At 68.6% G+C, this 26,433-nt stretch carries 18 protein-coding genes and 2 tRNA genes; 11 read left to right on the top strand and 9 right to left on the bottom strand.

From position 1 onward, the window contains the following. From J9315_RS02385 to J9315_RS02360, 6 genes are all read left to right on the top strand, one after another. Entirely contained in the window at positions 1-1,971 is a 1,971-nt protein-coding gene (locus tag J9315_RS02385; protein WP_249120998.1) for a thiamine pyrophosphate-dependent enzyme, read from the top strand. An 89-nt stretch (positions 1,972-2,060) separates the two neighbouring features. After that, on the top strand, positions 2,061-3,011 hold the full coding sequence (locus J9315_RS02380) for a sugar phosphate isomerase/epimerase (RefSeq protein WP_211978717.1): 951 nt from the start codon (positions 2,061-2,063) through the stop codon (positions 3,009-3,011). A 70-nt stretch (positions 3,012-3,081) separates the two neighbouring features. Further along, positions 3,082-4,110 (top strand): Gfo/Idh/MocA family oxidoreductase, encoded by a 1,029-nt coding sequence (locus J9315_RS02375; RefSeq protein WP_198499724.1) that lies wholly within the window; start codon positions 3,082-3,084, stop codon positions 4,108-4,110. Between the two features lie 10 nt (positions 4,111-4,120). Further along, complete coding sequence (locus J9315_RS02370) at positions 4,121-5,005, top strand: sugar phosphate isomerase/epimerase family protein (RefSeq protein ID WP_198499725.1); 885 nt, start codon at positions 4,121-4,123, stop codon at positions 5,003-5,005. A gap of 199 nt (positions 5,006-5,204) precedes the next feature. Further along, positions 5,205-6,620, top strand: coding sequence for a sugar porter family MFS transporter (locus tag J9315_RS02365; RefSeq protein WP_198499726.1), 1,416 nt, complete (start codon positions 5,205-5,207; stop codon positions 6,618-6,620). A gap of 166 nt (positions 6,621-6,786) precedes the next feature. After that, on the top strand, positions 6,787-7,158 hold the full coding sequence (locus J9315_RS02360) for a universal stress protein (RefSeq protein ID WP_198499727.1): 372 nt from the start codon (positions 6,787-6,789) through the stop codon (positions 7,156-7,158). 16 nt (positions 7,159-7,174) lie between these two features. On the opposite strand, the gene J9315_RS02355 is transcribed toward J9315_RS02360, so the two are convergent. Together J9315_RS02355 and J9315_RS02350 are read right to left on the bottom strand one after the other, a co-directional pair. After that, positions 7,175-7,960 carry an aminoglycoside 3'-phosphotransferase gene (locus tag J9315_RS02355; RefSeq protein WP_198499728.1) on the bottom strand — a complete coding sequence of 262 codons (786 nt, stop codon included), beginning with the start codon at positions 7,958-7,960 and terminating at the stop codon, positions 7,175-7,177. Between the two features lie 202 nt (positions 7,961-8,162). Further along, positions 8,163-8,238: transfer RNA gene (locus J9315_RS02350), tRNA-Arg, on the bottom strand. Positions 8,239-8,747: 509 nt separating this feature from the next. On the opposite strand from J9315_RS02350, the gene J9315_RS02345 reads away from it, so the two are divergent. Next, entirely contained in the window at positions 8,748-10,580 is a 1,833-nt protein-coding gene (locus tag J9315_RS02345) for a phosphoenolpyruvate carboxykinase (GTP) (protein ID WP_198499729.1), read from the top strand. Positions 10,581-11,263: 683 nt separating this feature from the next. Here the strand turns inward: J9315_RS02345 and J9315_RS02340 are convergent. The 4 genes from J9315_RS02340 to J9315_RS02325 form a co-directional block, all read right to left on the bottom strand. Continuing rightward, on the bottom strand, positions 11,264-11,497 hold the full coding sequence (locus tag J9315_RS02340) for a hypothetical protein (RefSeq protein WP_198499730.1): 234 nt from the start codon (positions 11,495-11,497) through the stop codon (positions 11,264-11,266). Next, positions 11,494-12,969 carry an inorganic phosphate transporter gene (locus tag J9315_RS02335; RefSeq protein WP_198499731.1) on the bottom strand — a complete coding sequence of 492 codons (1,476 nt, stop codon included), beginning with the start codon at positions 12,967-12,969 and terminating at the stop codon, positions 11,494-11,496. Before J9315_RS02335 ends, J9315_RS02340 begins: the two co-directional genes overlap by 4 nt. A 273-nt stretch (positions 12,970-13,242) precedes the next feature. Next, positions 13,243-14,652, bottom strand: coding sequence for an aspartate aminotransferase family protein (locus tag J9315_RS02330; protein ID WP_198499732.1), 1,410 nt, complete (start codon positions 14,650-14,652; stop codon positions 13,243-13,245). Positions 14,653-14,665: 13 nt separating this feature from the next. Beyond that, positions 14,666-16,150, bottom strand: a complete 1,485-nt coding sequence (locus tag J9315_RS02325; RefSeq protein ID WP_198499733.1) for a CoA-acylating methylmalonate-semialdehyde dehydrogenase — start codon at positions 16,148-16,150, stop codon at positions 14,666-14,668. A 116-nt stretch (positions 16,151-16,266) separates the two neighbouring features. Between J9315_RS02325 and J9315_RS02320 the strand changes: the two genes are divergently transcribed. Further along, positions 16,267-17,991: a PucR family transcriptional regulator gene (locus J9315_RS02320; RefSeq protein ID WP_198499734.1), complete on the top strand. Its 1,725-nt coding sequence runs from the start codon at positions 16,267-16,269 to the stop codon at positions 17,989-17,991. Between the two features lie 37 nt (positions 17,992-18,028). On the opposite strand, the gene J9315_RS02315 is transcribed toward J9315_RS02320, so the two are convergent. Together J9315_RS02315 and J9315_RS02310 are read right to left on the bottom strand one after the other, a co-directional pair. Then, positions 18,029-18,622 carry a short chain dehydrogenase gene (locus tag J9315_RS02315; protein ID WP_198499735.1) on the bottom strand — a complete coding sequence of 198 codons (594 nt, stop codon included), beginning with the start codon at positions 18,620-18,622 and terminating at the stop codon, positions 18,029-18,031. A 54-nt stretch (positions 18,623-18,676) separates the two neighbouring features. Further along, positions 18,677-19,444: a TetR/AcrR family transcriptional regulator C-terminal domain-containing protein gene (locus tag J9315_RS02310; RefSeq protein WP_198499736.1), complete on the bottom strand. Its 768-nt coding sequence runs from the start codon at positions 19,442-19,444 to the stop codon at positions 18,677-18,679. Between the two features lie 45 nt (positions 19,445-19,489). Between J9315_RS02310 and J9315_RS02305 the strand changes: the two genes are divergently transcribed. Further along, positions 19,490-21,082 (top strand): MFS transporter, encoded by a 1,593-nt coding sequence (locus tag J9315_RS02305; protein WP_198499737.1) that lies wholly within the window; start codon positions 19,490-19,492, stop codon positions 21,080-21,082. A 132-nt stretch (positions 21,083-21,214) separates the two neighbouring features. On the opposite strand, the gene J9315_RS02300 is transcribed toward J9315_RS02305, so the two are convergent. Next, a tRNA-Ser gene (locus J9315_RS02300) sits at positions 21,215-21,303 on the bottom strand. 787 nt (positions 21,304-22,090) lie between these two features. On the opposite strand from J9315_RS02300, the gene J9315_RS02295 reads away from it, so the two are divergent. Both J9315_RS02295 and J9315_RS02290 read left to right on the top strand, forming a co-directional pair. Further along, a complete protein-coding gene (locus J9315_RS02295; protein WP_198499738.1) occupies positions 22,091-24,049 on the top strand; it encodes an LCP family protein in 1,959 nt (652 codons plus the stop codon). Continuing rightward, positions 24,046-26,244, top strand: coding sequence for an FAD/NAD(P)-binding domain-containing protein (locus J9315_RS02290; protein ID WP_198499739.1), 2,199 nt, complete (start codon positions 24,046-24,048; stop codon positions 26,242-26,244). Before J9315_RS02295 ends, J9315_RS02290 begins: the two co-directional genes overlap by 4 nt. The last annotated feature ends 189 nt before the right edge of the window (positions 26,245-26,433 follow it).

Genomic DNA, 26,433 nt, shown 5'->3' with positions numbered 1-26,433 from the left:
ATGACCACGACGATGACGGTCGCCCAAGCGCTGATGACCTTCCTCTCCCGCCAGTACACCGTCGACGGGGACATCCGGCAGCGGACGATCGCGGGCACCTTCGGGATCTTCGGCCACGGCAATGTCGCCGGCATCGGGCAGGCGCTGCGCCAGCTCGCGCACGACGACCCGGGGGCGATGCCCTACCACCAGGCCCGCAACGAACAGGCGATGGTCCACGAGTCCGTCGGCTTCGCGCGGATGAATCGGCGCCGGTCGACGTTCGCCTCGGCGGCCTCGGTCGGACCGGGGGCGGCGAACATGCTCACGGGCGCGGCTCTGGCGACCGCGAACCGGATGCCCGCCCTCCTCCTGCCCTCCGACACGTTCGCCACTCGGGTGGCCGATCCCGTGCTCCAGCAGCTCGAACACCCCCACGACACATCACTGCAGGTCACCGACGCGTTCCGGCCGTTGTCGCGGTTCTTCGACCGGGTCGACCGGCCCGAGCAGCTCTTCTCGATCGCCCTGGCCGCGATGCGTGTGCTCACCGACCCGGCCGAGACCGGTGCGGTGACGATCGCCCTGCCCGAGGACGTCCAGGCCGAGACCCTCGAGGTCCCCGAGGAGTTCCTCGCCGAACGCGACTGGCATCTGCGCCGGCCGCTGCCGGAGTGGGGGCCGCTCACCCGCGCGGTCGCGGCGATCGAGGAGGCGCAGACCCCGCTCATCATCGCCGGTGGCGGCGTCCTCTACTCCGGTGCCGAGGACGAGCTGCGCACCTTCGCCGAGGCGACGGGCATCCCCGTCGCCACGACCCAGGCCGGCGGCGGGGTGCTCGACTGGAATCATCCCCTCAACCTCGGCGGGATCGGGGCGACGGGGTCGACGGCCGCCAATCGGATCGCCGCCGACGCCGATGTCGTCATCGGCATCGGCACCCGCTACAGCGACTTCACGACGGCCAGCCGCACGGTGTTCGGCCACCCGGACGTCCGCTTCGTCAACCTCAACGTCGCCGGCTTCGACGCGTTCAAGCACGGCAGCCGCTTCCCCATCGTCGCCGATGCCAGGGAGGGCATCCGCGGTCTCCGCGAGCACCTCGGCGATCATCGGGTGAGCACCGAGCTGCGGCGTCGGGTCGAGACCGAACGCGATGCGTGGACGGCGACGGTCGATGCCGCGGTGGCGCCGACGCCGGCCGCGCTGCCGGGCCAGGCGGAGATCATCGGCGCGGTGAATCGCGCCGCCGGCCCTCGCGACGTCGTCATCCAGGCCGCCGGTTCCCTGCCCGGTGACCTGCAGAAACTCTGGCGCACCCGCGATCCCCTCGGCTACCACGTCGAGTACGCCTTCTCATGCATGGGCTACGAGATCGCCGGAGGGCTCGGCGTGCGACGCGCGATCGACGCCGCCGATGCGCTCGTCGCCGCAGAGGGTGACGACGGTTCGACCGTGCCACCCGACGGCAGCGCCGTCGAGGCCGCGGATCGGAACGCGATCGTCATGGTCGGCGACGGCTCCTACCTCATGCTCCACACCGAGCTCGTCACCGCCGTCGCCGAGGGCCTCAAGCTCATCGTCGTCCTCGTCCAGAACCACGGGTACGCGTCGATCGGGCACCTCTCCGAGACCGTGGGCGCGCCCCGGTTCGGGACGTGGTACCGGAAGTACGACGCCGAGGCGACCGATTTCCGCACCGACGAGGTCCTCCCCGTCGATCTCGCCGCCAACGCCCGTTCCTACGGGATCGACGTCGTCGAGATCGCGCCGGGCCCGGACGCGAGCACCCGACTCGCCGAGGCGGTCGCCGCCGCCCGTGAGGCACCGACCTCGACGCTCATCCACATCGACTCCGACCCGCTCGTCTACGCCCCCGACGGCGAGGGCTGGTGGGACGTCCCCGTCGCCGAGACCTCAACGATGTCGGACACGCAGGCCGCCCGCGAGGAGTACGAGATCGCCGTGAAGAAGCAGAGGCCGCTGCTGTGACCGCGCCCGCTGCTGTGACCGCGACCACCGCTGCTGCGGCGATGAGCACGCCGACCACCGACCCGAACCGCACCCGAAGGATCACTGACATGACCACGACGACGCCGACACCGGCCGACACCGCGCCCCGCCCCCAGACCCTGCGCATCGGCACGGCCCCGGACTCGTGGGGCGTGTGGTTCCCCGACCATCCCGGACAGGTGCCGTGGCAGCGCTTCCTCGACGAGGTCGCCGCTGCCGGCTACACGTGGATCGAGCTCGGACCCTACGGCTATCTGCCCACCGACCCCGCCCAGCTGCGCGAGGAACTCGACTCCCGCGGCCTCAAGCTCTCCGGCGGCACCGTCTTCACCGGCTTCCACAAGACCGATGACCAGTGGGGTCGCGCGTGGGCGCAGGTCGAGAAGATCGCGGCGCTGACGCAGGAGCTCGGCGGCGAGCACATCGTCGTCATCCCCGACCTGTGGCGCTCCGACGCCACGAGCGAGGTCCTCGAACCGCGCACCCTCGACGCCGAGGGCTGGACGCGCCTGGCGGCCGGCCACGACCGTCTCGGTCGGGCCCTCGAGGAGGAGTTCGGCCTCCACCAGCAGTTCCACTCCCACGCGGACTCCCACGTCGGCACCCATTCGGAGGTCGAGCGGTTCCTCGAGCTCACCGATGAGGCGTACACGAACCTCTGCCTCGACACCGGGCACTTCTCCTACTACGGCGGGGACAACCTCAAGCTCATCGCCGACCATCCCTCGCGGATCGGCTACCTCCACCTCAAACAGGTCGACCCGGTGAAGATCTTCGATGTCCTCAAGTCCGACACCCCCTTCGCCGAGGCTGTCGCCGACGGGATCATGGTCGAACCGAACCAGGGCATCCCACCGCTCGATCCGATCATCGAGGCGATCGCCGCGCTGGCCCCGGACACCTTCGCCATCGTCGAACAGGACATGTTCGGCTGCAGCGTCGACGCGCCCTTCCCGATCGCCGAGCGCACGCTCTCGACGATCCTCACCTCCACCCCGGCCGCAGTCACCGACCGCTGAGCCGACCCGACCGCCTCGGCGACTCTGCACCGCCGCAGACGACCCGACCGAACTCAAGGAGAACCCCACCATGGCACAGCTGAACCCCACTGCCGACTTCCGCGTCGGAGTCGTCGGCGCCGGAATGATGGGCGCCGACCACATCAAGCGCATCGCCTCGTCGATCAGCGGAGCGACGGTCTCGGCCGTCATCGAACCCGATGAGGGGCGAGCGCAGGCCGCACTCGCCAACGCCCCCGGGGCGCAGGCCTTCTCCCGCGTCGAGGATGCGATCGCCGCCGGTGCCGTCGACGGACTCCTCGTCGCCACCCCCGGGTTCCTCCACGAGGCCGTCCTCCTGCCCGCGATCGAGGCGGGGCTGCCCACCCTGTGCGAGAAGCCGCTGACGCCGGACCCGGAATCCTCGTGGCGCGTCCTCGAAGCCGAGCAGGCGGGCGGAAGGAAGCTCATCCAGGTCGGTTTCATGCGCCGCTTCGATCCCGAGTACCGGCAGCTGCGCGAACTCATCGAGTCCGGCGACGACGGAGAGCTGCTCATGCTCCACTGCGCACACCGGAATGCGAGCGTGCCCGACGACTACGATCAGAACACGCTCATCGACGGGTCCGTGGTCCACGAGTTCGACATCGTGCCGTGGCTTGCGGGCTCACCGATCACGTCGATCGAAGTCAAGGAGACCAGGCGGAATCCGCTCACCCCCGATCGGCTGAGCGAACCGCTGCTCGTGCTCATCGGACTCGAGAACGGTGTCCTCGTCGATGTCGAGATCAATGTGAGCATCCAGTTCGGCTACCAAGTGACGACAGAAGCCGTCTTCTCCGAAGGCATCGCGCGCATCGGCGATCCCACGGGTCTGCAGAACTGGCACAGAGGCCGGTCGTCGATCACCGAGCACGCTGACTTCACCACTCGCTTCGCGACCGCCTACGACGCCCAGGTCCAAGCCTGGGTCGATGCAGCTCGCAACGGGGAGATCGCCGGGCCTTCCGCCTGGGACGGCTACCGTGTCGCCGTGGCCTGCGGCGCGGGAGTCGCCGCAATGCGCGACGGCCAGCTCCACACCGTCGACGTCCCGGAAACGCCCGCGTTCTACGCGTGAGGAGCCGATCATGAAGCTCGCCTACGACCCCACCCCGCTGCACCACACGCACCGGCTGCTCGACTTCGCGGCCGCAACTGCCGACCTCGGCTTCGAGCACATGCAGCTGACCCCGCATCCGGACTTCGCGACGCACTTCCGCTACCCGAAGATGGACCGCGACCTCATCGCCCGGTTCGCCCGCAGCGTCGACGCCGCCGGCATCACCGTGCCCGCCCTGCTGCCGGTGCAGCGGATCGCCTGGCCGGATGAGGCGAAGAGGGAAGCGGCGGTGAGGAACTTCCTCCGGGTCATCGAGATCGCCGTCGACCTCGGAGTGGAGACGATCAACACCGAGTTCAGCGGTCGCCCCGAGTCCTTCGAGGAGTCCGAGGAGTCGTTCTACCGGTCGATGGATGAGATCCTGCCCGTCATCGAGCGGGAGAGGCTCAGGCTCAACTTCGACCCGCATCCCGACGACTTCGTCGAGGACGGGCATGAGGCGTGGCGGGTGCTGCGCGGCCTCGACTCGGAGGCGATCGGCTTCGTCTACGTCGCCCCGCACACCTTCCACTACGGCGACTGCCTCGACACCCTCGTGCCCGAACTCGGCGATCGCCTGCGGGCCGTCTACATCTCCGACGCCTTCGACCACCGGGCCTCGCACGGGCTGCGGTACATCGCGAACCCGCCGACCACCTCGGCGCGGGTGCACCAGCACCTCAAGGTCGGTGACGGGGACGTCGATTTCGATGCCCTCTTCGGCCGCCTCGGCGAGGCGGGGTTCCTCGACCGACCCGATGCGCTCATCGTCTCCAACGTCTTCGGGGAGAACGAGAACAACGACGCGGTCAGCCGGTACCAGAAGACGACGATCGACGACCTCGTCGCCCGGCACGGAGGCGATGCCGACTGACGACTGCACGCACGACCTGATCGCTTCGGGCCGCCTACCGCAGCCTCGGCGCTGACCATCCGACCGCGCACCACCTGACCCCATCAGCCCAGTTCCCTGCGGGACCGCTTCCGCGGTTCCGTCCCCAACCATTGCTCGAATCCAGGCACGGCGCCGCACCGGCGCCGGGACGCACGTCATTCGAAGGAGAGTGATCGCCATGAGCGGACAACAGAAATCCCTGGTGGACCTGCCCCCGGACACGAAGGGGCCGCACACCTCGCGACTGGGCATCATCGCCGTCGTCGCGACGTTCGGCGGCCTGCTCTTCGGCTACGACACGGGCGTCGTCAACGGCGCCCTCGAGCCGCTCACCCAGGATTTCGGACTGACCCCGCGCACCGAGGGACTCGTCGTCAGCTTCCTCACGATCGGCGCGGCCTTCGGCGCGGTCATCGGCGGCAGGCTCTCGGACGCCTACGGACGCCGCTCGAACATCCTCGGACTCTCGCTGTTCTTCATCGTCGGGACGCTGGCGTGCGCGCTCGCACCGAACTGGCAGTTCCTCGCCGGTGCCCGCTTCGTCCTCGGTCTCGCGGTCGGGGCGGCCTCGACGACGGTGCCCGTCTACCTCGCCGAGCTCTCGCCGTTCGAGAAGCGCGGTTCGCTCGTCACCCGCAATGAGGTGATGATCGTGTCGGGTCAGTTCGCGGCCTTCGTCATCAACGCGATCATCTTCAATCTCTGGGGTGAACACGACGGAGTCTGGCGCTACATGCTCGCTGTCGCCGTGCTGCCGGCGATCGCCCTGCTCATCGGCATCCTCTTCCTCCCGGAGAGCCCGCGCTGGCTGATCTCGAAGCACCGCGACGATCAGGCCTTCGACGTCCTCAAGCAGGTGCGGTCGACCGAACGCGCCGAGGCGGAGATGAAGGAGGTCGAACTCCTCGCCGAACAGGAGGAGAAGTCGAAGACCGGTGGCCTCTCCGATCTCGCCTCGAAGTGGGTGCTGCGACTAGTCGTCATCGGCATCGGCATCGGCATCGCCTCACAGCTCTCCGGCATCAACGCGGTCATGTACTACGGCACCCAGCTGCTCACCGATGCCGGCTTCTCCGCCGACGCGGCGATCGTGGCGAACACGCTCAATGGGCTCGCGTCGGTTCTCGGCATCACTGTGGGCATCATGCTCATCAACCGACTGCCGCGGCGGAGAATGCTCATCGGCGGATTCATGCTCACCACGTTCTTCCACATCCTCATCGGTCTCTCCGCCGCTTTCCTCCCGGAAGGCCAGTTCAAGGCCTACGCGATTCTCGTCTTCGTCATTCTCTTCGTCTTCTCGATGCAGGGCACGATCGGTCCGCTGACCTGGCTCATGCTCTCGGAGATCTTCCCGCTGAAGATCCGGTCGTTCGCAATGGGCATCTGCGTCTTCGCACTGTGGATGGCCAACGCGGCCGTCGCACAGTTCTTCCCACCGGTCGTCGCATCGCTGGGCATCTCTGCGACGTTCTTCCTGCTGGCCGGCTGCGGCGTGCTCGCACTCATCTTCCTCATCGCGATGCTGCCGGAGACCCGGGACAAGACACTCGAGGATCTCGAGGAGGAGTTCCGCACGAAGTACGGGCAGTGAGCCGGACCGCCGAAGCCCACAGAGGTATTCGCATCCTCCGCGCGGACGGTTGACCAGGTGCTGTTCCACACCCCATCGGCGAGAATGAACGGTGACCTCCGTTGCCGGCACTCCCCACCCGGCGCACCTACCCCGATCAGACCCACTCCGATCAGAAGGAGAAGCCATGGCCATCATGGTGGCAGTTCCCGACAACCAGACCGCCGAGGCGGCGCTGACGGCAGCGATCAGCGAAGCCCGGCATTTCGACACCGGCCTCATCGTCATCCCGCTCGGCATCCAGTCGACGTTCGACACGACGACGCTCGACGCCTCCGAGGTGCCGTATGAACTCGTCGACCGACGTGGGCGCGGTGACCGCGATCCCGCCGAGGCGGTCCTCGACGAACTCGATGCCCGCTCGGATGTCTCGCGCCTCGTCATCGGCATGAAGCGCCGGTCCCGCGTCGGCAAGGCCCTCATGGGGTCGGTGAGTCAGCGTCTGCTGCTCGACTCCCCGGTGCCGGTGCTCGCCGTGAAGATCGGGGAGGAGAACTGACGGGGATACGACACCCCTACTCCGCGTCCCACAGCTCGCGGTAGTACCGGATCCTCTTCTCGTCAGGGGCGATGCCGTAGGCGTCCCAGAAGACCGCCTCGTCGAAGGAGTCGTAGTTCCAGCCGAACGACATCGTCGCCACCGCGAGGTCGGCCCAGCGGTCGGCGACACCGAGGCGCTGCATGTCGACGTGCCCGACGAAGCGGCCGGCCGCATCGAGCAGGGTGTTCGGGGCACACGGGTCGCCGTGGCAGACGACGAGGCGGTCGATCTCCGGAGTCGGGCTGAGAGTGCTCGCCTGTTCGCTCGTCGCGGCCCGCAGTCGGTCCGCGACGGACCACGTCCACGGGCAGTCGTCGACGGGAAGATCGTGAAGGCGGCGCAGCCCTTCGCCGATGGCGGCGATGGCGGTGTTCGCTCGCGCTCTGTTCTCGGCGGCGACCGCGTTGGCGCCGGGGATCGCTTCGGTGATGAGGAATTCGGCGTCGCCTCGGCGGACATAGTCGATGACGCGCGGGACGGGATGCCGGAGGGTCAGCCACTCGAGCTTCTCCTTTTCGAGTGCGAGATCCTCACTGCTCGGCAGCGGGTTGCGCTTGAGGTACCGGAGACGGGTGCCGTCTCCCGCCGCGTCACCGTCGAAGCGCACCGTCACTCCTCCGGCCTCATTGAGCCAGATCGGTTCGGGGTCCGGGCCGGTGAACTCGAGGATATCGGTCGGCAGCGCGAAGTCGGCGGGGACCGTCGAGGCAAGCGTCACCGGCACGTCCCGCATGGGTTCGCGGTTGTCGGCGTCATCCATGCGGCTCCCGTGAACACATCAAACGTGCCTCCCGACCCGTGCCTGTCAGGTCCCATCTTCGCCTCTCAGGACTCGCCATGACCGCCGAGCGGGCTTCGGCGCTTCCGCCGATCGGGACTCGGAACCACCACTGATCGGGCTTCGGCCGATGCAATCGACGAAGGCCCCTCACCGGATGTTTCACCTGGTGAGAGGCCTTCTGTGGTGCGCCATGAGGGATTCGAACCCCCAACCTTCTGATCCGTAGTCAGATGCTCTATCCGTTGAGCTAATGGCGCATGTCGACCGGGCGTCCGCCCTGCAACTCGAACAACTATACACAGGATGTTCACCCGACCTCAAATCCCCGGCAGTGCCCTTCGCCACAGTTTTCGCGAGGCTCGGGATGCGCAGCCGCGGCAACCCTCAATCCGCGACGCCTGCGTCGAACGCCCCGTGATCATCAGTCGTTCTCCGCGAACCACCCCTGCGGACAATCGTGACCCTCGGGTGACCCGGCCGGCGGGAAACGCCGGACAAACGGGTGGGCGAACAACCTCGGCGAGGTGAACGGTGATGCAATTTTCAACGAAAGTCAGGATCTGCAACTATCCGTCATTGCTGTGAAAAAATACGTCACTCAAATGACGCATTTGCGTCAGCGACCTCGTCTTTGTGGCCCAATGCACATCTTCGGTTGCCGAAAACCGGTGAACTCCGCCTCTGCCGCCACCCTACCGTGGTTGTGTAACCACCGCTCGACATCCTCCCCAATGTCGTCAAACCCCGATCGACCAGGAGACCACTCATGACAGTCCTCGACCATGACGTCGTCGCTGACCAGCTGAAGAACGCACCGACGAAGAACGAGAAGGTGCTCTCGTTCGTCAGCCGGATCGCCCACCTCACGACCCCCGACGACATCGTCTGGATCGACGGCTCCGAAGGCCAGAAGGCCCTCATCACGCAGCAGCTCGTCGACGCCGGGACGCTCGTGGCCCTCACCGGCACGAAGGACTCCTACTACGCAGCGTCGGACCCCGAGGACGTCGCCCGCGTCGAGGACCGCACCTACATCTGCTCGGTCGATGAGAAGGATGCCGGCGCACTCAACAACTGGGTCGCCCCCGCTGAGATGAAGCAGACCCTCAACGGTCTCTTCGAGGGCTCGATGCGCGGACGCACGATGTACGTCATCCCGTTCGTCATGGGCCTCGCCGAGGCGGACCAGCCGATGTTCGGCATCGAGGTCACCGACTCGCCCTACGTCGTGCTCTCCATGCTCATCATGGCTCGCTCGGGCAAGTACGCCCTCGATGCGATCGACGCGCAGAACGCGGACTTCGTCGAGTGCGTCCACTCCGTCGGCGCCCCGCTCGCCGAAGGCGAAGAGGACGTCGCCTGGCCGAACAACTCGACGAAGTACATCACCCACTTCCCGGAGGAGCGCTCGATCTGGTCGTTCGGCTCCGGCTACGGCGGCAACGCGCTGCTCGGCAAGAAGTGCTACGCGCTGCGCATCGCCTCGGCGATCGCCCATGACGAGGGCTGGCTGGCCGAGCACATGCTCATCCTCAAGCTGACGAACCCGCAAGGGCAGGTCAAGTACATCGCCGCGGCGTTCCCGTCGGCCTGCGGCAAGACGAACCTCGCGATGATCGAGCCGACGATTCCCGGCTGGAAGGCCGAGACCCTCGGCGACGACATCGCCTGGATGCGCTTCGGCGACGACGGCCAGCTCTACGCCGTCAACCCCGAGTTCGGCCTCTTCGGCGTGGCGCCGGGCACCGGCTACTCGACGAACCCGACCGCGATGCACGCGATCGAGGCCGGTGGCAACATCTTCACGAACGTGGCGCTCACCGATGACGGCGACGTGTGGTGGGAGGGCAAGACCGACGAGAAGCCCGCGCACCTCACCGACTGGCGCGGCAACGACTGGACTCCGGACTCGGAGACCCCGGCCGCCCACCCGAACTCGCGCTTCTGCACCCCGATCTCGAATGTGCCCACGCTCGCTCCCGAGTGGCAGAACCCCAACGGAGTGCCGATCTCGGCGATCCTCTTCGGCGGACGCCGCAAGACGACGATGCCGCTCGTCACCGAGACGCGCGACTGGAACCACGGTGTGTTCATGGGCTCGGTGCTCTCCTCGGAGACCACCGCCGCCGCCACCGGCGCTGTCGGCGTCGTCCGCCGCGATCCCATGGCGATGCGGCCGTTCATCGGCTACAACGTCGGCGACTACCTCCAGCACTGGCTCAACATCGGCCAGACCGACGGTGCGAAGCTGCCGAAGATCTTCTACGTCAACTGGTTCCGTCGCGACGACGACAACTCGTTCCTGTGGCCCGGATTCTCGGAGAACTCGCGCGTGCTCAAGTGGGTCTTCGAACGCGTCAACGGCACCGTCGACGCCGCTGAGTCCCCGCTCGGCTTCACCCCGACCGAAGACGGCCTCGACACCGAGGGCCTCGACTTCACCGAGGAGCAGCTGCGCAAGGCGCTCGCGATCAAGCCCGAGGAGTGGGAGACCGAGCTCGCCTCGATCGAGGAATGGTACGCCGAACTCGGCGATTCGGTTCCCGCCGAACTCCGCGCCGAGGTCGACAAGCTCCGCACGCACCTGGGCCTCGCCTGAGGCTGAGCGCCTGACGACGTCGGCCGAGCGCTTCGGCCGCACCGTCGGCTGAGGGCTTCGAGCTCGTCGTCTGAGACGACCGATCCCCCGATCACCGCCGAGGTGGTCGGGGGATCGTCGCATTCACCCCGAAGTGCGCTGCGGCGGCGGCGAATGGCCGGGACGGCGACCGGAGCGGGCGCGCACAGTGGCGCAGTGCAGGCCGGATCAGAGTATTGCCGTTCAGAGCGGTTCGGGCGGGGTGTCTGCGGCTCGAAGCTGTCCCGCACCCGGAGCTCGACAAACACCGCCTGCACGGGGAGGATTCAGCGCTCCACCGATGACGTGGCGAGCCACGGGTAGTGCGTGCGGCTCAGGGTAGTGCTTGGGACTGCGCGGTGGAGTTGCGGCTGAGGGTGCGGGATGCCTCCAGCCCGAAACTATCCCGCACCCGGAGCTCGACAAACACCGCGTGCACGGGGAGGTTTCAGCACTCCACCGATGACGTAGCGAGCCACGGGTAGTGCGCGTGGCTGCGGGGTGTGCGTGCGGCCGCGGGTTGTGCGTGGGGCTGCGCGTTGTTTGTGCTGTTGCGAGGCGTGCGAAGGCGAACTGAGCGCAGCTGGCGTCCGGGCGCCCGCTGCCCGCCTACTGTCCGGCGCTGGCGCTGGCGGTCCGGCAGCTGCGCTTCGGCGGCGGTGCGCTCAGCCTCCGTTGAGTGCCGGGACGATGAGGTAGACGCCGTAGAGGACGAGGAGGCCGCAGACCCCGAAGACCGCGCAGTAGCCGAGCTTGAGCAGCGGATTGGGATGGCCCTCCGCGATCTGGTCGATGTGCACGGCGCGCATGCGCACGGCAGTCGAGAACAGCCCGATGACGACGAGCGAGGACACCCACGTCGCGATGGCGACAACGGCGAAGGAGCTCCATTCGATCATTTCGCGTCTCCCTTGTCCTTCGGAGCGTCCGGGCCGACTGCATCAGCCCCGGTCAGATCGGCGGCGTCAGCGCCGTCGGTTCGATCTGAGCCGCGCGCACCGGCATCAGCCACGCCGACACCGGCCCGGTCAGCAGCGGCACCGTCAGCACCAGCGCCCGGACCGACACCAGCACCAGATCCGGCACCGCCACCGTTCCCCGCGGATCCGCGGCGTGCCTGCGCCTTGCGCGCCTGCTTCGCGGCGGTCTTCTGCTCCATCGCCTCGGTGCGGGCCTCACGCTTGGCCGCGGCGCGCTTGCGGTTGCGGTCCTGGCGGAGCTTGCGCTTGCGACCGCGGACGTTGACCGCCTCGCCGACGGTGTCGAAGTTCGAGATCTCGGTCTCCTTCGCCCGCCGCGAGCTGAGGTAGATCCACAGCACGACGGCGACGGCGACGGCCGTGTCGACGAGGACGCCGAAGAGACCGAAGTACGCGACGCCCGCAGCGGCGGCACCGACGATGCCGGCGGCCGGGATCGTCAGCAGCCAGCCCGAGGCGATCCGTCCGGCCGTCGACCAGCGGACGTCGGCGCCCTTGCGTCCGAGCCCGGACCCGAGCACCGACCCGGAGGCGACCTGCGTCGTCGACAGGGCGAAGCCGAGGTGCGAGGAGGCGAGGATCGCTGCGGCCGTCGAGGTCTCGGCGGACAGACCCTGCGCGGGCTTGACGGTGGTGAGCTTCGTGCCGAGCGTGTCGATGATGCGCCAGCCGCCGACGTACGTGCCGAAGGCGATCGCGAACGCACACGTGACGATGACCCAGAACTGCGGGCCGGTGCCGCCCTCCTGCAGGTTCGCGGAGATGAGGACGAGGGTGATGACGCCCATCGTCTTCTGCGCGTCGTTCGTGCCGTGGGCGAGCGCGACGAGCGAAGAGCTGAAGATCTGCCCGTACTTGAACGGCGCCCGGTGCGCAGTCTGGCCGTCACCGTTGCGCCGCGTGATGTAGTAGGCCAGGCGCGTGCACATGTAGGCGCTGGTGCCCGCGATGAGCGGGGCGGCGATCGCCGGGATGACGACCTTGGAGAGGAAGACGCCGAAGTCGACGGAGTTCACGCCCGCGCCGACGATGGCCGCACCGATGAGACCTCCGAAGAGCGCATGCGACGACGAGGACGGCAGACCGAAGCGCCAGGTCGCCATGTTCCAGATGATCGCGCCGATGAGGCCGGCGAGGATGAACTCGGGAGTGATCTGGACTCCCCCATCGCCCTCTTTGATGATCCCGCCGGAGATCGTCTTCGCCACCTCGGTGGAGAGGAAGGCGCCGATGAGGTTGAGGATCGCGGCGAGGGTGACAGCGGCCTTCGGCTTGATCGCACCGGTGGCGATCGGCGTCGCCATCGCATTGGCCGTGTCGTGGAAGCCATTGGTGAAGTCGAAGAAGAGCGCCAGTGCCACGACGAGCACGACAACGAAGAAGATTTCCACTCAGCGACCTTGGACGTAGACACAATGAGGACGGGGAACGGCCGAGCGACAGACTGCGACCTCAACCAGGTGCGAGTCTACAGCGTCCGAAGTCTGAACTTCACCCACTTTTCAGCGCCCGGTCACCCTGTTCACCCTGCGTTCATCTCCCAACTGGACAAACAGCGGGGCAAACGGTCCGACTGTATCAGCTTTCACATCCAGGGAGGTTGTCGCCAGGACCTCGCCGAGGCGGCCGACCGGTGATCTGGTCGGCCGCCTTCCAGCGGCGGCTCAGTCGACGTACCGGTCGGCGATGCTGAGCGCCTCGTCGAGCACCGCGAGGCCCGCGCGCACCTCGGCGTCCGGGGTGTTGAGCGGTGGCACGATGTGGATGCGGTTGAAGTTCGCGAACGGGAGGACCCCGCCGGCCTTGAGCGCGGCGATGACCTCGTTCATCTCCGGCGAGCTGCCGCCGTACGCGGCCAGCGGCTCCTTCGTCTCCCGGTTGCGGACGAGCTCGACCGCCCAGAAGCAGCCCATGCCGCGGACATCGCCGACCGAGGGATGCCGGGACGCGAGTTCCTGCAGGGTCGGTCCGATCACCTCGGCGCCGAGGCGGTCGGCATTCTCCACCATCCCCTCCTCCCGCATCGCTCCGATGGTCGCGACGGCCGCCGCGCACGCGAGCGGATGCCCCGAGTACGTCAGCCCGCCGGGGTAGGCGCGGTCGCGGAAGGTCTCGGCGATCGCGGCGGAGATCGCGACCCCGCCGAGCGGCACATACCCGGAGTTGACCCCCTTCGCGAAGGTGATGAGGTCAGGGGTGACACCCCAGCGGTCGACGGCGAACCAGCGGCCCGTGCGGCCGAATCCGGCCATCACCTCGTCGGCGATGTAGACGATCCCGTGCTTCGCGGTGAGCTCGCGGACTCCCTCGAGGTACCCGGCGGGCGGTCCGTAGATGCCGGCGGTGCCGGGCACGGTCTCGAGGACGAGAGCGGCGATGTTGGCCGGTCCCTCGAGGACGATGAGGTCCTCGAGATGGCGCAGGGCCCGCTCCGTCTCCTCCTCCTCGGTGGTCGCCCCGAAGTACGAACGGTACTGGTAGGCGGGCATGAAGTGGACCACGCCCTCGGCCGAGTAGTCGTTGGGGAACCTCCGCGGGTCGCCGGTGACGTTGACGGCGAGCTGCGTGCCGCCGTGGTAGCTGCGATAGGCCGAGAGCACCTTCGTCCGACCGGTGTGCAGGCGGGCCATGCGGATCGCATGCTCGTTCGCGTCGGCCCCGCCGTTGGTGAAGAACACGTGGTCGAGGTCGCCGGGGGTGAGCTCGGCGATGAGTCGCGCCGCCTCGGAGCGGGCGTCGTTGACGTGCTGCGGGGCGATCGTGCACAGCCGCGCCGCCTGCTCCTGGACGGCGGCGACGACCTTCGGGTGCTGGTGCCCGATGTTCGTGTTGACCAGCTGCGAGGAGAAGTCGAGGAGCTTCCGCCCCTCCCCGTCCCAGACGTGCGAGCCCTCCGCCGCAACGACGGTCATCGGGTCGAAGGCGCCCTGCGCCTGCCACGAGTGGAAGACGTGCCGGCGATCGAGTTCGTACGCGCGGCGTCCGGCGGCGAGCTGATCGGCGGTGACCGCCGAGGTGGGGGCCGCCTCGGCGGGGGTGGCCGGGGTGTCTGCGCTGTCGATGGTCGTCGTCATCGTCGTGTCCTTGTCAGTCGTGGGTCGGGAAGCCGAGGTTGAGTCCGCCGTGGCTGGGATCGAGCCAGCGGGAGGTGACGACCTTGCCGCGGGTGAAGAAGTGGACGCCCTCGTCGCCGTAGGCGTGGGTGTCGCCGAAGAGGGAGTTCTTCCAGCCCCCGAACGAGTAGTAGCCGACGGGGACGGGGATCGGGACGTTGACGCCGACCATCCCGACCTCGACCTCCCGCTCGTAGCGGCGAGCGGCGCCGCCGTCGTTGGTGAAGATCGCGGTGCCGTTGCCGTAGGGGTTGGCGTTGATGAGGTCGAGGCCCTCGTCGTAGCCGGGGACCCGGACGACGGAGAGCACCGGCCCGAAGATCTCGTCGGTGTAGATCGTCATGTCGGCGGTGACGTTGTCGAAGAGAGTCGGATTGAGGAAGAACCCGTCCGCGGGCACGTCATCGCGTCCGTCGAGGACGACGGTGGCCCCCGCCGCGGCGCCGGCATCGATGTACCCGGACACCTTGTCGCGGTGGGCGGCGGTGATGAGCGGGCCCATGTCCGGCTCGTCCCGACCGTCGCCGATGCGCAGGGTGCGGGTGCGTTCGGCGATCTTCGCCACGAGCTCTTCGGCGATCGAGTCGACGGCGACGACGACGGAGATCGCCATGCACCGCTCCCCGGCAGCGCCGTACCCGGCGTTGACGGCGGCGTCGGCGGCGAGGTCGAGGTCGGCGTCGGGGAGGACGAGCATGTGGTTCTTCGCACCGCCGAGCGCCTGCACCCGCTTGCCGGACGCGGTGCCCGTCTCGTAGACGTAGCGCGCGATCGGGGTCGACCCGACGAAGGACACCGAGGCGACGTCCGGGCTGGTCAGGAGCGTGTCCACGGCTTCCTTGTCGCCGTGGAGGACGTTGAACACACCGTCGGGGAGGCCTGCTTCCTGCCAGAGCTCGGCGAGCCAGTTCGCCGCGCTCGGGTCCTTCTCGCTGGGCTTGAGGACGACGGTGTTGCCGGCGGCGATGGCGATGGGGAAGAACCACATCGGCACCATGGCCGGGAAGTTGAACGGCGAGATGATCGCGGCGACGCCGAGCGGCTGACGCAGCGAGTGGACGTCGACGGTCGAGGAGACGTTCTCCGAGAAGCCGCCCTTGAGGAGGCCTGCGATGCCGCACGCGAATTCGACGACCTCCTGGCCGCGGGCGATCTCGCCCATGGCGTCGGAGAGCACCTTCCCGTGTTCGGCGGTGATGATCTCGGCGAGTTCGGCCTTGCGGGAGTTGAGCAGCTCCCGGAAGGCGAAGAGGATCGCGGTGCGCTTCGCCAGAGAGGTGTCGCGCCACGCGGGGAAGGCGGCCGCGGCCGCAGCGATCGCGGCGTCCGCGGTGGCCTTGTCGGCGAGTGCGACCTCACCGGTGACCTGTCCGGTCGCCGGGTTCGTCACCTCGCCGAGGCGGGTGTCCGCCCCGAGGGTCTCGGGGCGGCCGTTGATCCAATGGGCGATGGCGGGCATGAGGGGGTTCCTTCGACGTCGACAGCAGAGGTGCGTCCTCTCATCATCGTCGCCGAGGCGGTGCGCCGTCAGTGTCAGAGTGTCAGCTTCAGTGTGCTTAGATTTACACTGTGTCAATGACGATCGATGACGAGCTGGGCGCGGGGCACACCGCGGTGACGGCTGAGCCCGACCGAGCCGGTGGCCTCGTCGTCGCCGATGTGCTCGGCTTCGGTGAGATCCGTTCCGGCGGCCCCGAGATCCTGTCCGGCAACGAGCGTCTCGACCGCCCGGTCCGGTGGATCCACATCGCCGATGCGCCCGAGGTCGAACGGTTCCTCGAAGGCGGGGAGCTCGTGCTCACCACGGCACAGACGTTCCGTCGGTCGGCACCGGCGATGGCGCAGTTCCTCGATCAGCTCGAGCACGCCGGCGCCGCCGGAGTCGTCGTCGAGCTCGTCAACGACGACTCGACCTCCGATGACGCCGCCGCCACGGTGCTCCGCGCCGCCGCTGCGGACCGGAGCCTGCCCGTCATCTGCCTGCGCCGTCGGGTCAAGTTCGTCCGCATCACCGAGCTCGCGCATCGGGCGTTGCTCGGCCAGCAGCTCGGTCGACTCGAACGCGCCCGGGAGATCCACGAGACGTACACCCAGCTCAGTCTCGAGCGGGCCGAGGTCGGGGTGATCGTCGCGCGCACGGCCGCCCTCCTCGGTGCTCCCGTCATCCTCGAGGACGTCGGTCACCGGGTCCTCGCCCATGCCGGGGACGGGTCGGAGACCCTCGCCGCCCAGTGGAGGGATCTCGTCGTCGAGACCGGCGCCGGACGCGCGGAGACCGGTGACCGCGCGGAGTCCGGTGACCGCCTCGGTGCGAGCTCGTCGGCGCTCGCTGGTCACCTCGGTGTCGACAGGCGATGGCATTCGGTGCCCGTGGGCCTGCGCGCCCGCCGTTGGGGCCGCCTCGTCGTGCCGGGAATCACGCACGCCGCTGTGCCGGATGTCGAACAGATCGTCGAGCGCGCGGCGCAGGCGCTCACGCTCACCAGGATGGCCGAACGCGATGAGCGTGACCTCGTGCTGCAGGCGCAGAGCGGTTTCGTCCGGGAGATCCTCGATGCGCGCCACGTCGACGAGGACGAGGTGCGGGTCCGCGCGCGGTCGCTCGGCTTCGATCCGCCCGCGAGAGCCCGTCTCGTTCCGGTCGTCGTGCGCATCGACCATGACCCGGCGGCCGATCCGACGCGGATTCAGCTGTGGGAGCGCGCTGTCATCGCGGAGGTCACTGAGGCGACCGCTCAGGCCGACATTGCCGCCGTCTCCGCCCAGCTGCAGTCCGGTTCGTTCGGCCTCATCCTCGCGCTGCCCGGCCGTCGTGACGAGACGAAGGTCCTCGACCGCGTGTTCTCCGCGATGCCCGACCTCGATGTCATGTGGACCGTGGGCGTCGGACGCAGCGACGTGTCGCTCATCGCGGCCATCGGCAGGCTGCCCACCGCCGCGCAGGTCGCCGAGGTGGCCTCGACGCTCGAGGTCCGCGAGCAGCTCTTCTACCGTTCTGCCGATGTGCGGCTGCGCGGTCTGCTCGCCGTGCTCGGTGAGGACTCGCGCCTGCGGGCCTTCGCCGAGGGCGAGCTCGGGCCGCTGCTCGACGGGGATGACGAGATGCTCGATTTCCTCGACCTCGTCCTCACCCACGGAGGGAACAAGTCGGCGCTCGCGCGGGCAGGGTTCCTCTCCCGCCCCGCCCTCTACGCGCGGTTGGCGAAACTCGAGGAGCGCCTCGGCGTCTCCCTCGACGATGCCGAGTCACGGACCGCGCTCCACGTCGCCCTGCTGTGGTGGCGGATGCACGCACGGTGAAGCGCGGACGCTCGTTGACGACTCATCTCAGCGAAGCTCAGACCGTGAGGACGCGTCCGGTGATGTTGCCTTCGACGGACCTCACGAACGCGGTAGCGACCTCTTCGTCGGACACCGGCGTCATCCCGGCGAACGCATCGTGGAAGTGCGGAGAGTTGGCCAGGACGTTGGGGCTCACAGCGTTGATCCGGATGCCGCGCGGCAGCTCGGGGGCTGCTGCCATGACGAAGGACTCGATTGCCCCGTTGGCCATCGCCGCCGCAGCGGCCGTCGGGACGGACTCGCGGGACAGGACTCCGGTCGTCAGGGTGATCGATCCCCCGTCGCGCACCGTGTCGACGCCTTGGGTGACGAATTCTAGCTGCCCGAGGACCTTCGAGGTGAAGGCACTGGCGTAGTCGTCTCGCGTGAGTTCGGTGACCGGCTTGAAGGGCACGGATCCGGCTGCCACGACGATGGCGTCGACCGGTCCCACCTCGGCGAGGAACGAACGGATCGATTCCGGATCGGCTGTATCGACTCCGGGGTCAGTGGAGCGGGACGCGGCAATGACCTCATGCCCACGGGCCGCGAGTCCGGCCGCGGCGACCCCGCCGACGTGACCTCCGGCTCCGATGACGATGATCTTCACGATTGACTCTCTCTCAGTTCACGTGCGTGTCCCTCGGTCGCCGGGACCGTCGCCTCACTGGGGCGCCGGCCGACTCCCGTTGGCTGATCGCTCCAGACTAGACCCCGGCACTGACGCGACGATCCCGGCAAGCAGCAGGTCGAGGCCGGCGATGAACTGCTCACGATCATCGTGGTCGCGAAAGTCTGCGGACACGCGGTGGAGGAAGGGATGCGTCCGGTCATCCATCTGCTCCCATTCCGCGGCGCGCTTCTCCAGCCATTCGGCCTGCGACTTCCCTCCGGCCGCGGACCGTGCGTTGCGTGCCATCTGGGCAGCGACCCCGAGGACGTAGTTGAGGATCGCCGTCGCCTGGTAGAACTGCGCGTCTCGGGCCACCCCCGCCTCGTCGAGGAGGGTGCCGATGCGATCGAGGGCCGTGAGCAGACTCGGCGCCGAGGCGGCTCCGGCCAGGATCACCCCGGCCCACGGATGCGCGTCGAGCGCGTCGAAGAGGCTCACCGCGATCCCTCGAACGGCGGCGATAGGCTCCGGGGTCGGTGCCGAGCCGCCCTCGCCTGCCACTCCGGACTCGCCTGCCGAACCGGCCTCCTCCGCGGCGGCGGCGAGCACGGCATCGCACGCGAGCGCGAGCAGACCGCTGCGATCCCCGACGTGCCAGTAGATGGATCCGGGTCCCGTGTGCAGGCGCGCCGCGAGCGCCCGCACGGTCAATCCGGGCTCCCCCGCTTCATCGAGCAGGTCGATGGCGGCGGCGACGATCGCCGAGCGGGTCAGCGAATCGCTCTTCGGACGACGTCCGGACGGTCGAGAGGAATTCATACTCACCATCTTGACACAAATGGATCACCGTTCCACTGTTAGAGAATGGAACAACGATCCAATAAGCAGCGTCCACTCACCCCGCCGCCGACCTCACCGACCTCAGCTCCCAACCAGACCGCAGATCCCGATACGACTGCACATCCACGCCCGCACTCCCTGCGCGGCGCTTGGCTCGCCCTCCTCGGGCTCTCTGCCGTCTTCCTCATCGAAATGCTCGACACCTCGGTACTCAATGTTGCCCTGCCGACGATCGCGACCGACCTCTCCGCGAACGCCTCGCAGCTGCAGTGGGCGTCGGGGGCCTATGCGCTCGTCTTCGGCGGACTCATGCTCGCCTTCGGGGCCATCGCCGACCGGTTCGGTCGCCGCCGCGTCATGCTCATCGGTCTGAGCCTCTTCGGGCTCGCGAGCGCAGCGGTCGTCCTCGTCACCACCCCGATCGGGCTCATCGTCGTGCGCGTGCTCATCGGAGTCGCCGCCGCAATGACGGCCCCCGGCGCGATGGCACTGTCGTTCCGGCTCTTCGACGAGGATGCCTTGCGTGTGCGCGCCACCGCACTGATCTCCACGGTCGGCCTCGTCGGACTCGCCATCGGCCCGACGCTGGGCGGCCTTCTCCTGGCAGTCGCACCGTGGCCGGCCCTGCTGCTCATCAATGTGCCGATCGCCGTGCTCGCGCTCGTCGGGGTCCGCTTCGGCATCGCCGCCGACGATCCCACCGAACTCCATCGCGTCCCCATCGACATCCTCGGCGCGCTTCTTGGCACTGTCGCCGTCATTGCGACCCTGCTCTCGCCCACCCTGTTCGTCGACCTCGGGGCGCAGGATCCGCGGCCGTGGATCATCGCGATCGCAGCACTGCTCGGGATCGGCGCGTTCATCGTCCGCGAACGACACACCAGCCACCCACTCGTCGATCCAGCGCTCATCCGCCGACCCGCGGTCTCGCTGGGCCTGACCTATCAGGCAGCACTCGGGCTGGCCACGGCAGGACTCGGCTACACCGTGACCCTGCAGCTGCAGCTCGCGTGGGGATGGCCGCCGGCCCTGGCCGCGCTCGGCTCACTCCCCCAGGTGCTCACGATGATCCTCATCGGCCCGTTCGTCGACAAGGTCATCCGCCGCGTGGGCATGGAACGGGCCGGGCACCTCGGCGCCGGTGCTGTCGTCATGGGCCTTGTTCTCTACGCGGCCGTCGGGCACGTCCACTACGTGTGGATCGCCGTATCCCTCGTCCTCGTCGCCGCCGGCATGCGGGTGGTGATGATCGCCGCGACGATCAGCGTCATGCGGGGTCTGCCGAAGGACAGGACGTCGATCGGTGCCGCGCTCAACGACACTGCGCAGGAGATCGCCTCGGGCATCGGCATCGCCGTGACCGGCACGGTCATCGCCGCTGCCGTCGCCGGATCGCTCACCGCTTCACGGTGGACCGCGTCTCAGGCGAGCGCTTTCGAGGGCGCAGTGACGATCGGCACTTTTGCGCTCGCAGTCGGCGCAGCCGCCCTCATCGTTTGTGCGAATCTCCGTGTCGCGCGAACAGCGCAGACGAGCACCCCCGAGCACGATACCCCTGAGCAGGAGACCGACAGGGCCCGTGCGGGTTCGCAGCCTGAGGAGCCAGCGGAACGATGACGTGAGACATCGACTGAACGATGACGTGAGACATCAGGTGAAGAACCGGAACGATGTCGTGAGACATACCCGGGTCAGAAAAGAGAAATGTGCCGCGACATCGAGTGAACGATGTCGCGACACATCACAGCGCGGAGCCGGTGGGATTTGAACCCACGGTCCCCAGTTCAAGGGACTTCACCTTAGCAGGGTGACGCTTTCGGCCGCTCAGCCACGACTCCAGATTTCGGCCCGAGATCTCGCGCATTCCGCGAACCTCGGCACCACAGTTCAGACTGCGAGCACCAGCCTATGCGAAAGGAAGCTCCGAGAGCAAAGTTCGCGCGCACGGAGTGGCCTTGATCATACGAGCTGACCTCAGATCGCCCGAGATGCCGCACGTTGAGGCAGTTTCCCAGGTCATCGCTGATCCGAATACCAGCATTCATCAATGTACCGGCGTAAAATCATAGTGATGTGACCCGTGATCTGCGCTTCGACACGCCCCATTCGTTCGCACATCGCTGGGTACGTCTGCGCCGCTGACCAGGCGTCAAGGGCCCGAGATGCGACGTACGAGAAGAGCAACAAGGAGTAGAGAACTTGCCAGAGTTTCCCCCTGACAAGAGAGGACCTCAGGGGAGCGACCCTGATTCCTCCTCCGCCGGTCGCCGTCTCCGTGCCTCGTCCCGTCCCCGTTTCCGCGGTGAAGCCGCCGCCAGCTCGACCGAGAATTCCGGTTCCGCTCCGTCGCCGAACACCCCAGCCTCTCCCCCACAGCCTCCGTCCGCTGCGCACAAGGACGCTCCGAACCTCTCGCTCAATCAGTCGCGACGCAGCAACTCCCCCGCAGATGTCCCCTCCTCCGGCCGCGCCGACGACTCCCGCGGCCGCAGCTCCGAGACACGCGGCAACAATCGCGGGACCGACCGCCACAGCTCAGAATCCCCGCGGAACTCCGACCATCGCGGCGACTCGAAGGCGCCGACCCCGCGCCCCGTCGCCCCTCGCACACGGCGTGAAGCACGGATGCTGCGCGCCGCCGCGGCAAGCGGCGCCAGCGCCGCCGGTGTCGCCGCAGCCGCCCAGCAGACTCCCACCGACCAGCAGTCCCCCGCAGCACACCAGCCGCCTGCCGGTCAGGAGCACTCTTCCGCGCAAGATCAGGCGCACCGCGCCGCCGGCGACGATGACCGTCGCCGCACGGACAGCGACCGCCGCCGCACCGGCGCTGGCGCTGCCGCAGCCGCAGCAGCCGGATCAGTCGGCAGTCCTCGATCACACGCCGCCACCGCCTCGGCGTCGGCACCGAACGCGAACGCCGCGGCCGACGACGCCCAGTCAGGGGACGCGTCCCCGGCCACCCGCGGACCGGCACGGGCCCGCCGTCATTCCTCCCGCCTCGGCGAGGGATTCCCCTCACTCGTCGGATGGACCTCGCTGAGCACGCTCCTGCCCGGTGTCGGCCTGCTGCGGACGAAGTTCCGGCCGCTCGGCCTCATCGTCTTCGGCGGTTTCGTCCTCACGATCCTCGTCGCGATCGGCTACCTCCTCATCAAGGGACCCGTCCACGCGGTCGCCACGATCATCGCCACCCCGACGCTGCTCAACGTCCTCGCGATCGGCGCGGTCCTCGTCGGTCTCATCTGGATCGTCGTCATCGTCATCTCCCACCTCGGCCTGCGCAAGGGCCACCGGTATGCGCCGTGGCAGAACCGGATGTCCGGCCTCCTCGTCGTCTCCCTCGTCCTCATCATCGGCATTCCCTTCGGCATCGGCTCCGTCTACGCCCGCGTCCAGGCCGACACGATCGCCAGCCTCTTCGGCGCGAGCACCGGCAGGACCCTCGACGCGCAGGAGCTGTGGAAGGACAAGCCGTTCATCAACGTCTTCCTCATCGGCCGCGACAACGGCGACGACCGCACCGGCACCCGCCCGGACACGATGCTCGTCGCCTCGATCGACACGAAGACCGGCAACGCCGCGCTCATCTCCGTGCCCCGCAACCTCGCGTTCCCGATCTTCCCCGCGGACAGCCCCGAAGCCCAGGCCTGGCCCGACGGGTTCCGCCCCACCGGCGACTCCTCCGTCGACCTCATCAACGCCGTCTGGCAGTGGGGCGAGGAGAACCCCGACGCTGTCGGCGAGACGAACGGCCTCGAACCCGGCATGACGGCGACGATGGCCGCCGTCGAAGGCTCGCTGGGCCTCAACCTCGACTACTGGGCCTCGGTCGACATGGCCGGCTTCGAAGACGTCGTCGACGCGATCGGCGGAGTCAACATCGACGTCGAACGCCCCATCCCGATGGGCGGCGGCAAATCGATGTCGGGCGTGCCGAACAAGGTCTTCGGCTGGATCGATCCGGGCCCGCAGAACCTCAAGGGCAAGAAGGCCCTCTGGTACGTCCGCTCCCGCGAAGGCAGCGACAACTACGACCGCATGTGCCGTCAGCAGCGGATGCTCAAGACGACCCTCGAGCAGATCGACCCGCAGGAACTCGCCGCGGCCTACCCGAAGCTCGCCGGGTCGGCGACGAAGAACATCGCGACGTCGATCCCGCAGAACGAGATCCCCGCGTTCATCGAACTCGCCGTCGCGATGCAGAAGGGCGACGTCACCACCGTCCAGATCAACAACGACGTCACCCCCACCTACGACCCGGACTTCGACGTCCTCCACCAGTGGATCCAGGGCGAGATCCAGGGTGCCTCCGACGGCGCCGAGACCCCGCAGCCGACGAACGATCCCTCCCAGAACAACGGCTCCGACGCCGGCGAGGACACCACCGATTCCGGGACCACCGACGACTCCCAGGACACGGAGACCGGCACCGAGGCGCCCGCCGGCGACGGCGCGACCGCCGAGCCCACCCCGGAGACCGTGCCGGGCGAACCGAACGCGGCCGGCATGTGCTACCCGCAGGACTACCAGCCGGGCGACCCGTGGCCCGGCTACCCCGGCCCCGGCGCCGGCACGCAGGAGTGACCGCCGACAGCACGGTCGCGATCATCGGAGTCGGCCCCCGCGGGCTGAGCGTCCTCGAGCGGATCGTCGCCCTCGCCGCAGCCCGCTGGCCCGACTCCCGCGACCCCATCGCCGTCCACCTCATCGACCCGTACCCGCCCGGTGCGGGCATCGTCTGGCGCACCGACCAGCCGGCGAGCCTGCTGATGAACACGACGATCGGTGAGCAGACGATCTTTCCCGATGCCAGCTGCTCCTTCCTCGCCGAGGTGGAGGCCGGGTCCGCTGACGACGTCCCCGATCTCGCCGAGGTGGGGGCCACGTCCGCTGCCAGCGCCCCCGATCCCGCCGAGGTGGAGGCCTCGTCCGCGACGGACGACGCTGCCGAGTCCTTCCCGATCGGCCCGACGATGGCGCAGTGGTACCGGGCCCGCGGGGGCACTGAGCCCGTCGACTCGACTTTCCCGAGCCGCACCCTCTACGGCGAGTACCTGCGCGACGCCTACGAGCGGATCCGCGCCGCTGCCCCCGACTTCATCGAGATCATCGAGCACCGCACCACGGTCGAGTCCGTCATCGACCTGCCCGCGGTCGACCTCCCCGGCGACGACTCGGCGGCGGCCGCTCCCCCGCAGCTCGTGCGCTGCGAGGACGGGACGACGATCATCGCCTCGGCGGTCGTCCTCGCCGTCGGCCACATCCCGAGCGCCCAAGCCGACGAACGCGCCCGCCTCGCCGCCTTCGCCCAGCGCAACGGGGGACTCTACATCCCCCAGAGCCTGCCTGCCGAGGCGCCGCTGACCGAGGTGCCCGCCGGCGCCCGCGTCATCGTCCGCGGCATGGGACTCAACTACTTCGACGTCCAGACCCTGCTGACGATCGAGCGGGGCGGACGGTTCACCGCCGACGAGGACGGTGCCGGCGCGCTCAGCTACACCCCGAGCGGGGAGGAACCCCTGCTCTTCCTCGGCTCCCGCCGCGGCATCCCCTACCGCAGCAAGCCGATCAGCCCCGACCATCCGCGCACCACGTGGCCGCTGCGCTACTTCACACGGGACAACGTCGCCCAGCTCGCCGGCCTCGACGACCTCGGGGGCGAGGCCAGGGCCGCCGCGCGCTTCAACGATCAGCTGTGGCCGCTCATCCTCGCCGACCTCCGCTTCGCGTACTACCGGACGCTGGCGCGCACCGCTCCCGACGCCTTCGCCGACGACCCCGGGCGTCTGCGCGAAGCGATCGCCGAGGCGGTCTCCCGCCACCTCACGCGCCGCACCTGGCAGGAGACCCACCCCGATGCCGATGACTCCGCCGAGTCCTCCCGCTCCGGACGCGTCACCCGCGAGGCCTTCGCGTGGGCCGAGATCGAAGAGGAGCTCGTCCCCGACCCGGCGCACCGGCTCTCCCTCCACGACCTCCTCGACCCCCTCGAGGACAAGGAGTTCGCCGGCCGCGAACCGGGCACCGAATCCTCGCTCCACGACTGGATGCTCGACTTCCTCCGCACCGACCTCCGGGATTCCCTCGCCGGTCCCCACGGCAGCCCCGTCAAGTCGCTCTTCATGGTGCTCTGGCAGGCGCGGCTCCTCCTCAAGGAGCTCATCGCCGAGGGCCACATCGACCCGGTGAGCACGGACATGGAGATCCGCGGCTGGTTCGAGAACTTCGTGTCCGGGATCTGCGACGGTCCCCCGCCGAGGCGGATCGCCGAACTCATCGCCCTCGCCGACGCCGGCATCGTCCGCTTCATCGGCCCCGACATGCACATCGCCGAGAACGATCAAACCGCCGAGGCTGGGGCCCTGGCCGGACCGGACCCCGCGGTCACCGATCCGCTGCCGCAGATCTTCACCGTCACCTCGGCGCGGGTGGCGGGCGCGCTCACCGGCAGCGTCGTCATCGATGCGGCCTCACCGACGAACTCCGTGGCCCTGGCCTCCGACGTCCTCATCCACGGCATGGTCGACCGCGGTCAGCTCACCTCGGCGCGTCTGACCTTGGACGACGGCCGCGAGAAGCGGTTGAGCGGGCTCGCGGTGACGCCGCGTCCCTACCGCACGATCGACGCATTCGGCACGGTCCACCCGCGTCGCTTCGCCCTGTCGATCCAGCTCTCGGCGGTGCAGTGGGGCCTGGCGATCGCCGCGAACCCGGACACGGACGCCGCGACCCTGTGCGACTCGCACGCCGCCGCCGAGGCGATCCTCGACCTCATCTGAGACTGGGCCGCGCGCATGGCCGGCCGACGCCGCAGGCAGAGCTGCGCTGGGCTTGTGCGCCCGTTGCCGCGCGCCCGGTCCGCTCTCGATCAAGCGGCAGTGCGGATCCGGTCGCGTGCACGCCCCGCTATCCGGGCTACCCCTTGATCGAGGACCGACTTGATCGAGGCGACCAGCGACCGACGCCGC

It is taken from the genome of Brevibacterium sp. W7.2 (genome assembly GCF_018137945.1).
Classification (GTDB): domain Bacteria; phylum Actinomycetota; class Actinomycetes; order Actinomycetales; family Brevibacteriaceae; genus Brevibacterium; species Brevibacterium sanguinis.
Note: the sequence above shows the minus strand (reverse complement) of the source record. Positions and strands in the feature narration are given on the sequence as shown.